Source organism: Sphingomonas koreensis (assembly GCF_002797435.1).
Lineage (GTDB): Bacteria > Pseudomonadota > Alphaproteobacteria > Sphingomonadales > Sphingomonadaceae > Sphingomonas > Sphingomonas koreensis.
This window is the reverse complement of sequence record NZ_PGEN01000001.1, coordinates 477,840-489,744: the sequence shown is the minus strand read 5'-3', so window position 1 is coordinate 489,744 and position 11,905 is coordinate 477,840. Positions and strand designations below refer to the sequence as shown.

Sequence of the window (11,905 nt, the reverse complement as noted above, 5' to 3'; positions counted from 1 at the left end):
CCTGTCGCGCGCCCATTCCAGGGCCTCGCCGTATCGGCCTGCTGCCCGAACCGCTCAAAGCTTCTTCGCGTTGACCAGGCGGTAGAAGATGCCGCTCTCGTCCTGGCCGGTGAGCTGGAGCGTGCCTGCAATCACCATCGGGTCACGCTCGTTGAGCGGCACGCCGGCCGGCGCCAGTACCTCGATGAACTGGTTGGGCATGGCGTGGAAATGGAACGGGCAGCCCGGCGGATAGGCAAGCAGCACGAACCGTTTCTGGCGCGCCGCCTTGTCGAGCGGCATCATCCAGCCTGCCACCTTGATCTGCTTGCCGTTGAGCGCCTTCACGCCTGGCGGGAAGACCGGCTTGGAGTAGATCACGCCGCTGGCGACGCGCTGCGTCTCCTTGGTGCTCTCCAGCAACCTCCATGAGGTGCCGCCCTGCGGCGTCGCGGCGGGCTTCCAGATGTCCTTGACGTCCTGCTTTGGACCGCCGCCGATGAGCTGCGCGGCGGCAGGCACGCTCAGAAGCGAGAGGACCAGCGCCGCAACGATCGGAGCCTTCATCATCTGCATATCCTATTGGGCCCGCGCGAGCGTGCGGGCGAGATCGACGCGGAACACGCGGAGCGCGGGGACCAGCGCGGCGACGAGGCCGATTGTCAGTACTCCGGCGACGATCGCCAGTTCACCCGGATGGACCCGCCAGGGATCGAGGCCGATTTCCGCAAGCGGATCGAACAGCGCGCGCGCGACGGCCAGCGCGAGATGCGCGGCCGCCAGTCCGAGCAGCGCGCCGGCTGCGGCGGTCAGCAGCCCCTCAAGCAGGATCGTTCCGAACACTGACGCTCGCGTCGCGCCCATGACGCGCAACAACGCCAGATCGCCTTCGCGCGCGCGGGCAGCATTGAGCAAGGCGACGAAGATCGCGAGACCCCCGGTCGCTGCAAGCAGCCAGGCGAAGATCCGCGCGCCCTCGATGCCGGCGCCGAAAAGGGTGAGCAGCCGCGCGGTCTCCTGCGCAGGAACGGCAGCCTGCATATTGGTCTGGCGGTTGACGAAGCTTGGCACGCGAACCGCAGCCAGGGCTGAGCGGTAGCTGACGAGCAGGGCGGTGACCTCGGGCTCGAGCGTTCCGGCCGCGCCGATCAGCGCGGGTTCCTCATGCTCATGGGCCTTCTCATGGCCGTCATGCTCGTGCTCATGCGCCTCGCCCTCTTTTGCCTCGCCCTCATGGTGCTCGTGACCGATGCCATGCACATCCCAGACGCTCTCGACCGGTGTGAGGATCAGCCGATCGACCACGGTGCCGGTCGGCGCGAGGATGCCGACGGTGGTGAAGGGATGCTCGTCATGGCCGGTGACGCCTTCGCCCGAGCCGAACCCGTGGCTGCCGACAAAGCGCTGGCCGACCCCGGCGCCAAGCTCGCGCGCGGCGGTCGCGCCGAGCACCGCGTCGCCCGACTTGGCGAAGACGCGCCCCTGCGCGAGCTTCGCGCCATAAAGGTCGAGATAGCCGGGTTCGGTACCGACGATGCGATAGCCGCGGAAGCTGTCGCCCATCGCCAGCGGGATCACGCGCGCGATCGAGGGATCGCGGCGGAGCAGTGCAACACTGTCCAGCGGAATATTGCCGGTCGGAGTATCGAGCTGATAGATGCTGGACAGGATCAGCTGCAGCGGTGAGCCCTTGGCTCCGACCACCAGGTCGATGCCCTGCGCGTCGCGCTCGAGCCGGTCGGTGAGCTGGGTCGAGAACAGGAGCAGGATCGCGAGCGTCGCGACTGCGAGGCCAAGCAGCACGACATTGAGCAAGGTGGTGAGCGCGCGATCGCGCATATAGGCGAGGGCAAGGCTGAACATCAGTCGGCCTCGCGCACCGGGGCCAGCGTCACCGCGTCAGGGATGAACGCCTTGATCCGCGCGTCATGCGTGGCGACCAGCAGGGTCGAGCCATGGGTGTTGGCGGTTTCGATCAGCAGCTGCGCGACGCGTTCGGCATTGCAGTCGTCGAGCGCGGAGGTTGGTTCATCGGCAATGAGCAGCTTGGGGTGGGCCACCAGACCGCGCGCGATCGCCGCGCGCTGCGCCTCACCCTGGCTAAGCTCGCGCGGCCGGGCGTGCGCGCGGTGCGTCAGGTCCAGTGCGGCGAGCAATGCCTGGATTTCACCTCGATCGGGCCGCTGCCCAGCGAGGCGCTGAGCGAGCATGAGGTTGGCGGTTACGTCGAGTGCGGCGACCAGCCGCAGCGTCTGGAACACCACGCCGATCTTGCGCCGGCGCAGATCGTCGCGCTTCGCTGCGGGCAGGTCGCCGATCGACTCGCCATCGATCATGATGCGGCCGCTCTGCGGCGTCAGCAGCCCGGCGATCAGGTTGATCAGCGTGGTCTTGCCCGACCCCGATGGCCCGAGCAGCACGCGATGGTCGCCCGGCTCCTGGACGAGGTCGAAGCCATCCACCACCGCCTGTCCGCCATAGCGAAAGGTCAGGCTACTGATTTCCAATACTCGGGGCATCTAGAGGTCGCGCGTTCGTCTTACGGCAGGGTCATGTACGATGCCGGCCCGCTTGGCGCATCGCTTGACTCGCTCTCTGCAGGTACCTCGGCCTGTCTGGACGCTGCTTCCGGTTCGGGTTCCGACGCGTTAGGCGAGTCTGCCTGGGGCTGCGCCACCTCGATCGTCACCGCGGGCGATCCGTGGCTGGCGTAGGCGGCAAAGGCGTTGAAGCGTTGTGGTCCGCCCATCAGCTCCAGATCGCAGGCCGAAGCCGGCGCGGCTGAAAGCGTGAGAGCGGTTCCGGCGAGCAGAATGAACTTGCGCATGGGCTGGTCTCCAGCGAGATATGGTACATCATATCCCTCACTCGACGCGGGATGCAAGCGAAACCCCTCGGGAGTGTGACGACGTGTTCTCCACAATCGATCGCCGGACCTTCACCGCCGGACTCGCCGGCGCCGCTTTCGCTGCGCTGGCGCGCGTGCCAGCCGACGCTGCGGCGACTGCACCCGGCTACGGACCGCTGCGTGCCGATCCAGCCGGTCTGCTCGATTTGCCCGATGGCTTCCACTACAAGGTCATCTCCCGCTTCGGTGACCGGATGGACGACGGGTTCACCGTTGGCGACCGCGCGGACGGTATGGGCTGCATACCGCTCGGTCGCCGCCGGGTCGCGCTGGTCCGCAATCACGAGTTGCAGGCCCGGCATCATGGCGACGGGCCATTCGCGCGCACTGACGCTGCGCGTGCGCCCGCCTATGATCGCGATACCGCCGGTCGGCCCTTGCCTGGCGGCACGAGCACGATCGTCTATGATCTCGCGAGCGGCAAGGTCGAGCGCCAGTATCTCAGCCTTGCCGGCACGATCCGCAACTGCGCAGGCGGTACCACGCCCTGGGGCAGCTGGCTGAGCTGCGAGGAGGATGTGACCCGGGCCGGGGCGGGCGTGGCGCGCGATCATGGCTGGGTGTTCGAGGTGCCAGCGCGGCATCGCGGACTGGTCGATCCGGTGCCGCTCAAGGCGATGGGCCGCTTCAATCACGAAGCTGCGGCGGTCGATCCGCGCACCGGCATCGTCTATTTGACCGAGGATCGCGAGGACGGGCTGCTCTACCGCTTCCTGCCCGATCATCGTGGGCAGCTGGCGCGCGGCGGCCGGTTGCAGGCGCTGGGGCTGCGCGATCGACCCGAACGCGGCGACACCTCGAACAAGCTGGGCAGCGACGTCACCCCGGGCGCATGGAAGGCGGCGTGCTGGATCGACCTTGATGGCGTGGAAGCGCCGGACGACGATCTGCGTCTGCGCGGGTACAAGGCCGGCGCGGCACGGTTCGCGCGCGGCGAGGGTATCCACTGGGGAATTGGCGAAGGCTATTTCTGCTGCACCTCGGGTGGCGCGGCGGGGCTGGGGCAGGTGATGCGCTACCGGCCTTCACCGCGCGAAGGCCAACCTGGCGAAGTGGACGCGCCCGGGATGCTACAGCTGTTCGTCGAATCGACCGACCCGGCAATGTTCAACTTCGGCGACAATCTGACGGTCGGACCGAATGGCCATCTGATCGTGTGCGAGGACCAGTATACGGATGTGGTCGACAATCATCTGCGCGGGGTGACGCCGGATGGCCGTCTCTATCCGGTCGGGCGGTGCCGGTTGCAGACCGAGCTTGCCGGCGCCTGTTTCTCGCCCGATGGTTCGACGCTGTTCGTCAACCTCTACAGCCCCGCGACGACGCTGGCGATCAGCGGTCCGTGGCGGCGGCTCTGACAGGAAGCTCGCGATGCCGTCACTGCTCCCAATCCTTCCGTTCCTCCTGGCCACTGCGCAGGCTGCGCCGCCACCCGATGCCGCCATCGCTGCGCGCGTTGACCGGGTGCTGTCGGTCGCGCCGGTGATCGACGGTCACAACGACCTCGCCTGGGAGCTGCGCAAGGCCTATGAGGGCAAGGTCGAGGCGGTCGATCTCACCCGCGATACGGCGAACCTCGAAAAGCCGCTGCAGACCGACATTCCTCGCCTGCGCAAGGGGCATGTCGGCGGCCAGTTCTGGTCGCTCTACATTCCCGCCGACGTCACCGGCCCGGAGGCGGTCCAGGCGACGCTGGACCAGATCGACATTGTGCAACGCGTCGTTGCGGCGAATCCGCGGGTCTTCACGATGGCGGAAACCGCCGCCGATGTCCGAAAGGCAAAGAGCGAAGGACGGATCGCGTCGCTGCTGGGGATCGAGGGCGGGCACCAGTTCGGCGGGCGTTTGTCGGTGCTGCGCCAGTTTCGCGAGCTTGGCGTACTTTACATGACGCTGACTCACGGCAAGAGCCTGAGCTGGGCGGATTCCGCGACCGATATGCCGCGGTCGGGCGGTCTGTCGCCGTTCGGACGGCAGGTCGTCGCCGAGATGAACCGCATCGGGATGATCGTGGATATCAGCCATGTGTCCGACGCGACGATGGCTGCGGTGCTCGCCGCGACCAAGGCGCCGGTGATCGCGTCGCATTCTTCGGCGCGCGCGGTCGCCGACAGGCCGCGTAATATCCCCGACACGCTGCTGCGGGGGATCGCGGAGAATGGCGGGGTGGTGATGGTGAACTTCTACCCCGCCTTCCTGTCCACGGCGTGGAACGAGTGGGACAATGCGCGCACCGCCTTCGTCAAGGCGAGCGGCCTGCCGGCAACCCCAGCGGGGCCGCGTTCGACTCCGGCGCTCGTGGCCTGGGAGCGCGAGCATCCCGAGCCGCGCGTCGATGTGCGCACCGTCGCCGACCATGTCGAGCATATCGCGCGCGTCGCCGGCCACGATCATGTCGGGCTCGGCGCCGACTATGATGGGATCAGCGGGACCGGACCGGTGGGGATGAAGGGTGTGGACAGCTATCCCTTGCTGTTCGCCGAGCTCGCCCGGCGCGGCTGGAGCGACACCGACCTCGCCAAGCTCGCGCAGGGCAATATCCTGCGCGTGATTGAGCGCGTCGAAGCGGTGGCGCGCGACACGGCGGGCCTGCCCCCGATCGACGCGAACGATCCCGGCTGAGCGGCCACGCTTGCACTCGTTCGTATCGCGCGTTACCAGCAATGTGACATTGTATCTTCGAGGAATTGCCGTGCTTCAGCGTTTCCGTCTTCTCTCGCTCCTGTTTCTGCTCGCAGCTCCCGCCTCCGCCGATGAGGGCATGTGGCTGCCGAGCCAGACCGAGGCGATCGGCGACAAGATGCGCGCGGCAGGGCTCGAGCTCGATCCGAAGCTGCTCGGCGACCCCAACCGCGCTCCGCTCAACGCTATCGTGTCGCTCGGCGGCTGCTCGGCGGCGTTCGTCAGCCCGCAGGGGCTGATCGCGACCAACCACCACTGCGTCTATGGATCGATCCAGTATAATTCGAGCCCCCAACACAATTATCTGCACGACGGGTTCCTCGCGGCTTCGCTCGGCGATGAGCTGCCCGCGGCGCCCGGCAGCCGGGTCTATGTGATCGAGGATCTGCGCGATGTGACGAAGGAGGTGCTGCGCGGTGCGGCGAAGCTGACCGGGCCGGCACGCTATGATCGTCTCGAGGCCAACCGCAAGGCGCTGATCGCGACGTGCGAGAAGCAGGCCAACCGCCGCTGCGATGTGCGCGCCTATTTTGGCGGGCGGCAATATTTCCTCCAGCAGCAGCTCGAGATCCAGGACGTTCGGCTGGTCTATGCGCCCGCAGGCGGGATCGGCAATTTCGGCGGTGAGATCGACAATTGGCAATGGCCGCGCCACACCGGCGACTTCGGCTTCTACCGCGCCTATGTCGCACCCGACGGATCATCGGCGCCCTTTTCGAAGAACAATGTGCCGTTCCGCCCCAAGGCGTGGCTGCCGATTGCCAAGCAGGGGTTGAAGGAAGGCGATTTCGTGATGGTCGCTGGGTTCCCCGGCACCACCGAGCGTCATCGCACCGCGGCCGAGACGCGTTTCTATTTCGAGAGCTTCTATCCGCTGCAGCAGCGGCTGCTGTCCGACTATTCGGATGCGATCAACGCCACGACGACGGGCAAGCCGGATCTGGCAATCCGTTACGCCTCGATCCTGAAGGGCGCTGACAACTACAAGAAGAAGATCCTTGGCCAGCTCGCAGGCGCCGAAACGATCCGGCTGATCGAGCGCAAGGAAACGGACGAGCGGGCGTTCCGCGACTGGATCAACGCCGGCCCCGCGCGGCAGCAGCGATGGGGTGACGCGATCGCCGACCTCGATCGGCTGACCCAAGAGGCGAATGCGGCGAATATCGACGGGCTGCGCCGCGCCCTGCTCGATCGCGGGCAGCTCTATGCGTCGGCGATGCGCGCCTATCGCTGGGCGCTCGAGCGCGCCAAGCCCGATGCCGAGCGCAAGAGCGGCTTCCAGGATCGTGACCGCCGTGCTGTGCAGGAGGCGCTGACACAAGTTGAGCGCCGTTTCGATCCGGCAGTCGATCGCGCGCTGTTCGAAAAGGCACTCGCCGAATATCGCAAGCTGCCCCCGGCCGCGCGCAATGCCGGGTTCGATGCGGCGCTGGAGAAGATCGGAGTCGATACGCTCTATCGGGACACCAAGCTCGGTACGACAAACGATCGGCTCGCACTGCTGGACATGCCGGCCGACGCATTCGATCGCTCGACCGATCCGTTCGTGCGGCTCGCGGTCGCCGCCTATCCTGATGTCGCAGCACGCGAGGCGGCAAGCGATGCCCGTGCCGGCGATCTCCAGGCCGCGCGCTCGGCCTATATGGATGCACGTATCGCCTATGCGGCGACGCAAGGCGAGACGCTCTATCCGGATGCCAACGGTTCGCTCCGCTTCACCTATGGCAAGGTGACGGCGAAGAAGCGCGACGGCATGGCATGGTCCGCCTTCACCACCGCCGAAGGGATTGTGGAGAAGCAGACCGGTCGCGACCCCTTCAACGCACCCGAGCGCACCGTCGATCTGATCAGGGCCAAGGACTATGGTCGTTATACCGCGCCCGAGCTCGGTACGCTGCCAGTCAATTTCCTCGGGACCGTGGATATCACCAACGGCAATTCGGGCTCGGCGACGCTCAACGCGCGCGGCGAATTTGCGGGGCTGGTGTTCGACGGTACGATCGAAGGGATCATCTCCGACTGGTGGTTCGATCCCGCGATCACCCGTTCGATCCATGTCGATGGCCGCTACATGCTGTGGACGATGGAAAAGGTTGATGGCGCATCGCGGTTGCTTGACGAGATGGGCGCGCGCTGACCTGGCTCAGAACGCCGGATCCGTAGGTCAATCCGACTCAATGTCTGCGGAGCGATGTGCGTCGCAGGAGCGGCAGCGTCCCAGCACTTCGAGATAAACCTGCCTGGGCAGGAATCGGCGGGCTGCGAGACTTCCGACGAGGTCGTCCTCAAGGTCCGTCGCCGGCAGCTGCAATGCGTTACCGCATTCCTTGCACAGCAAAACGAACACCGGTGCCGGCCCGGCAAGCCGCTTCGCCAGCCAGCCATTTGTCGTGGCGACCGGCAGCACCCGTCCCTCCTGCATCAGGTTCTGGAGCACACGGTAGACGGAGTTGGGGTGGTGCGGATAGCCGCTCGCCGCGGTCAGTTTCTGCGCCAGCTGATAGGCGCCAAGCGGCCGGTCATATTGTTGTAGCAACCACAGAACCCGATCCTGCAATCGCGCTCCGGCAGGAAAAGGGGAAGCGATCGCCGGCGCGGCGGGAGTGATCATCGCCTGGCGCGGCCTAGTGCTGTGCCGCACGTAGGTTGACGGCGTGAGCGACAGCCAGTTGGACCGAGCCGAGCACCGCGAGGAGCGTCTCGATCCGCGTTCCATGAAACAGCAATTCGGCGGCGCCCAGGAACAGGATGCCGCTGACGGCGAGCACCGCGGGGAGTAGCAGCCGGTGGTGCGCATAGCCCATGCCGATCGCCAGCGCGCTGGTCGGAACGGCGACGACCAAACCCCAGAAATGAAAGGTTTCCGGAAGCGCCAGGAACGCGCCGAGCGCGGGCAGCAATATCAGCGCCAAGGGGAGAAACAGGCAATGGATCAGGCACAGGGAAGAAGCGCCGATGGCAAGCCCATCGAGCCATTGCTGTCGCATGCGGATCGTCGTCACCTTTCGCTCCTCGGGAAGCTGGACAATCCCCCGCTCGTCCTGTTAAGCGCGCGAGATGATATAATGTTACCTGCTTGTCAAGCGGGTGGATCCTATCGCGAGGAGAGATGGGAATGAGGTTGATTACGGTCCTCACGCTGATGGCGGTATTGGCGGCGCCCCAAGGGCTCGCCCAATCAACGCCAGCCGCACCCGTTGCGCGTGGGATCTTCACGCTTGCGCCGCTGCCCTACGCCCCCGAAGCGCTGGAGCCGGTGATCGATGCGGAGACGATGAAGCTCCATCACGGCAGGCATCATCAGGCTTATGTCGATGCACTCAGCAAGGCTGTTGCTGGCGATGCCGAACTGAAAGACCTCTCGCTCGCGGAACTGCTGGCCAAGGCCGGCTCAATGCCCGCTGCGATCCGCAACAATGGCGGCGGTCATTGGAATCACAGCTTCTTCTGGTCGATCATGGCCCCGCCGAAGATGGGCGGCACCCCCTCGCGCGAGCTCGCGGGGGCGATCGACGCGCAGTTCGGCTCGATGGAAGCGATGAAGGCTTCATTCAAGGCAGCGGGCATAGGGCGTTTCGGCTCGGGCTGGGTCTGGCTGGTGGTCACGCCCGAGGGCAAGCTGCTCATCACTTCCACGCCCAATCAGGACAACCCGCTGATGGACGTTGCAGAGGTCAGGGGCACGCCGGTCCTTGGCAACGACGTGTGGGAGCACGCTTACTATCTCAAGCACCGCAACCGCCGCGCCGACTATCTCGACGCGTGGTGGCAGGTCGTGAACTGGCGTGAAGTGTCGCGCCGTTATGCCGAGGCGACCGCGCGGAGCTGAACAGCGTCAGGGCCAGGCCGCGTCCTCAAAGGCCTATCGACGGCGCGGTGGCCGTTGAACGCGATGGAAACGGCGTCCAGGTCCAGCGCGGGCATGACCATCTCCTCCTTCAGAAGCGAGCCAGCAGGCTGAGCTCGACGCTGCGCGGGGCAGCGACCTGGAACTGGCTGTTCGAGACGTCGGAATAGTCGACGTAGAAGGCATCGGTGAGATTGCGGCCGCGCAGCGAAAGCTCACCGGCGCCGAACTTGTAACCGATCGCCGCATCGACCGTGGTGTAGCCTTTGGCACGAATCGTATTGGCGTTGTCGGTGAAGAAGCGCCCGGCATGGCGCAGGCCGGCGCTCACGGTGAGCGGAATATCCTTGAAGCTGTAGAAGGCGAACAGGTTGGCGACCGTTTCGGGAATTCGTGGCGGTGTGTTTCCGGCACGATTGACGCCGCCGGCCTCGATCAGCGTATCGAACCGTGCGTCGAGCCGCGTCCAGTTCGCGTCGACGCGCAGCTGGCGCGTGACCGCCGCCGAGAGCGAGAGCTCGACACCACGCGAGGATTGCCGGCCGCCCTGCACGCTGAGCGCGGGGTTGGCGGGATCGCGCGTGATGATGTCGTCCTGAACCAGATGATAGGCGGCCAGGGTCAGGTCGACGCGATCGCCCCAGAAGCTGCTCTTGACGCCAGCTTCGACCGAGCGGCCCTTGGTGAGATCGAACCGGGAGTTGACGAGCGAGAGCGACAGCAGATTGCCGACCGGCGCAATCGCCCGGCTGTACTGCGCGAACAGCTGGGTTTTCGGCAGCAGGTCATAGACCGTGCCGACGCGCCAGGAGAGGGCGCGGTAGCGACGATCGAACGGCGCGCTGCCGGTGAGGCGCCGATCGAGCTTGATCCAGTCGTGACGTCCGCCTGCAACGATCAGCCATTTGGGTGTCAGGTTCAGCGCATTCTCACCAAATACCGACTGGACCACGACGGTCGATCGCTGGTTGACCGGCGGGAGTGTGCTCGTTCCCCCCGGAAAGCGCCCGCGCACCGGGTTGAACGGATCGACCGAGGTCGTGGTGGCGAAATAGCGCCGGGTGGCGAAGCGCAGCTCGCTGAACTCGGCGCCTAAAGCGAAGCGATTGCGCATGCCGCCGATTGTGACGTCTCCGCTGAGCGCCGGTCGCTCGATCCAATGGTGGATGTCGTGCGTAACGATGCCCGTGGTGCGGTCGATCAACCCGCTCGTCGGATTGAAGCTATATGCCTCGGCATTGATGAACTGGCGGTCCGATTGATACCTGGTGAGGTCGTTGGTGAAGGTGAGTGCGTCGTTGAGCTGCCAGGTCGCACGCGAGCGCAACCAGAGCGTGTCGGAATCGAGCACCGCATCGGTCACGTTGAAGTTGGTGTCGCGCAGCGACTTGTCGATCACCAGGCCGCCGGGCCCGGTCGCGACCGTAGACGGATCGCGGGCGATCGCCCGGGGGACCAGAGGCGTGCCGAGATCGGCCGTCTCGTAGCTATCCTCGCTGTAGTCGACCGCGAGTTCGATCGTCAGCGTCTCCACGGGCTTGAGGAGGGTCGACATGCTGGCGGCAAAAAAGCGGGAATCGCTGTCATCGACATAGCCGCCTGTGCGGCCATAGGCTGCGACGGCACGGATGGCCGCTTGATCACCGAGCGCCGCATTCACGTCTCCGCCAAGTCGCAGGGACTCGAAGCTGCCGTAGCTCGCCAGCAGCGAGCCATCGGTGGCACCGAGCTTCGCTTTCTTGGGAACGAGGTTGATCGCGCCCGCGAGCGCGCCCTCGCCGTAGAGGACCGACGCCGGCCCCTTCAGGATCTCGATCCTCTCATAAAGGAAGCTGTCGCTTGCGCGGGTGTAGATGAGCGGCGTCGTAACCCGGATACCGTTATAGAGCAGCCCGACCGCGCTCGACGTGAAGCCCCGCATCGTCGGCGCGCCCGGGCTGGTTGCTGGCAGAGAAGATGTGACGCCGGGCGCGCGGTTAAGTGCTTCGACATTGGTGCGGGCGCCGAATTCCCGAATCTGCCGCTCCGACAGGATGTCGACGATCGCCGGCGTTTCGCGCGCGGTGAGGCCAAGCCGGCTGCCCGTCTCCGTCTTGGCATCGAGCAGCAGCTGCCGGTCGGCGACGCCGGTGACGATGACTTCTTCCGTCGGCGCCTCCTGCCCGAACGCCGGAAGCGGCAGCAGCAGTAGAGGGAGGGCCAGGGCGGAAAGCGAGGTCGCTCCAGCTGCCCGCCGGTTCGATCCAGAATTGATGCCAAGGCGTTTGCGCAATTGATTTCCCCTGCTCGCGTTTGGCGCGTGGGTAATGATATAGCGTATCATTCGTCAATGATGTTATCGCTGCTTGCGGATCGCATCGACAGGCGGCGGCGAACGATAGTCGAGGCTCTGATCCGGCCGCGGCTGACCCTTGCCCGTAGTGTTCGGCGGGCGCTGGCCTGGAACGCGGCTACCCAGTCACTGCGCAGTCACGAACATGGAAACGGAC

11 protein-coding genes are annotated in these 11,905 nt (G+C 65.8%); 4 read left to right on the top strand and 7 right to left on the bottom strand.

The genetic code is table 11. The features are described from left to right. Positions 1-54 precede the first annotated feature (54 nt). The 4 genes from BDW16_RS02475 to BDW16_RS02460 are packed head-to-tail and all read right to left on the bottom strand — an operon-like array spanning position 55 to position 2,806. Positions 55-549: a DUF3299 domain-containing protein gene (locus BDW16_RS02475; protein ID WP_066577435.1), complete on the bottom strand. Its 495-nt coding sequence runs from the start codon at positions 547-549 to the stop codon at positions 55-57. A gap of 9 nt (positions 550-558) precedes the next feature. Further along, entirely contained in the window at positions 559-1,842 is a 1,284-nt protein-coding gene (locus BDW16_RS02470; protein WP_066577264.1) for an ABC transporter permease, read from the bottom strand. Then, complete coding sequence (locus tag BDW16_RS02465) at positions 1,842-2,498, bottom strand: ABC transporter ATP-binding protein (RefSeq protein WP_066577261.1); 657 nt, start codon at positions 2,496-2,498, stop codon at positions 1,842-1,844. The genes BDW16_RS02470 and BDW16_RS02465 overlap by 1 nt, the downstream gene beginning before the upstream one ends. A gap of 20 nt (positions 2,499-2,518) precedes the next feature. After that, complete coding sequence (locus BDW16_RS02460; protein ID WP_066577258.1) at positions 2,519-2,806, bottom strand: hypothetical protein; 288 nt, start codon at positions 2,804-2,806, stop codon at positions 2,519-2,521. 83 nt (positions 2,807-2,889) lie between these two features. Here BDW16_RS02460 and BDW16_RS02455 point away from each other — a divergent pair, with 83 nt between their 5' ends. The 3 genes from BDW16_RS02455 to BDW16_RS02445 all read left to right on the top strand — a co-directional run bounded on the left by BDW16_RS02455 (position 2,890) and on the right by BDW16_RS02445 (position 7,706). Continuing rightward, entirely contained in the window at positions 2,890-4,245 is a 1,356-nt protein-coding gene (locus tag BDW16_RS02455) for an alkaline phosphatase PhoX (RefSeq protein ID WP_066577256.1), read from the top strand. A gap of 13 nt (positions 4,246-4,258) precedes the next feature. Then, entirely contained in the window at positions 4,259-5,509 is a 1,251-nt protein-coding gene (locus BDW16_RS02450) for a dipeptidase (RefSeq protein WP_083954269.1), read from the top strand. A gap of 70 nt (positions 5,510-5,579) precedes the next feature. Continuing rightward, positions 5,580-7,706, top strand: a complete 2,127-nt coding sequence (locus BDW16_RS02445) for a S46 family peptidase (RefSeq protein ID WP_066577254.1) — start codon at positions 5,580-5,582, stop codon at positions 7,704-7,706. A 27-nt stretch (positions 7,707-7,733) separates the two neighbouring features. On the opposite strand, the gene BDW16_RS02440 is transcribed toward BDW16_RS02445, so the two are convergent. Both BDW16_RS02440 and BDW16_RS02435 read right to left on the bottom strand, forming a co-directional pair. Then, a complete protein-coding gene (locus BDW16_RS02440; RefSeq protein ID WP_125958830.1) occupies positions 7,734-8,180 on the bottom strand; it encodes a hypothetical protein in 447 nt (148 codons plus the stop codon). A gap of 13 nt (positions 8,181-8,193) precedes the next feature. Next, positions 8,194-8,571: a MerC domain-containing protein gene (locus BDW16_RS02435; protein ID WP_241213836.1), complete on the bottom strand. Its 378-nt coding sequence runs from the start codon at positions 8,569-8,571 to the stop codon at positions 8,194-8,196. A gap of 113 nt (positions 8,572-8,684) precedes the next feature. On the opposite strand from BDW16_RS02435, the gene BDW16_RS02430 reads away from it, so the two are divergent. Beyond that, complete coding sequence (locus BDW16_RS02430) at positions 8,685-9,398, top strand: superoxide dismutase (RefSeq protein ID WP_066577251.1); 714 nt, start codon at positions 8,685-8,687, stop codon at positions 9,396-9,398. A 109-nt stretch (positions 9,399-9,507) separates the two neighbouring features. On the opposite strand, the gene BDW16_RS02425 is transcribed toward BDW16_RS02430, so the two are convergent. Beyond that, positions 9,508-11,688, bottom strand: a complete 2,181-nt coding sequence (locus BDW16_RS02425) for a TonB-dependent receptor (protein ID WP_066577250.1) — start codon at positions 11,686-11,688, stop codon at positions 9,508-9,510. Between the last annotated feature and the right edge of the window lie 217 nt (positions 11,689-11,905).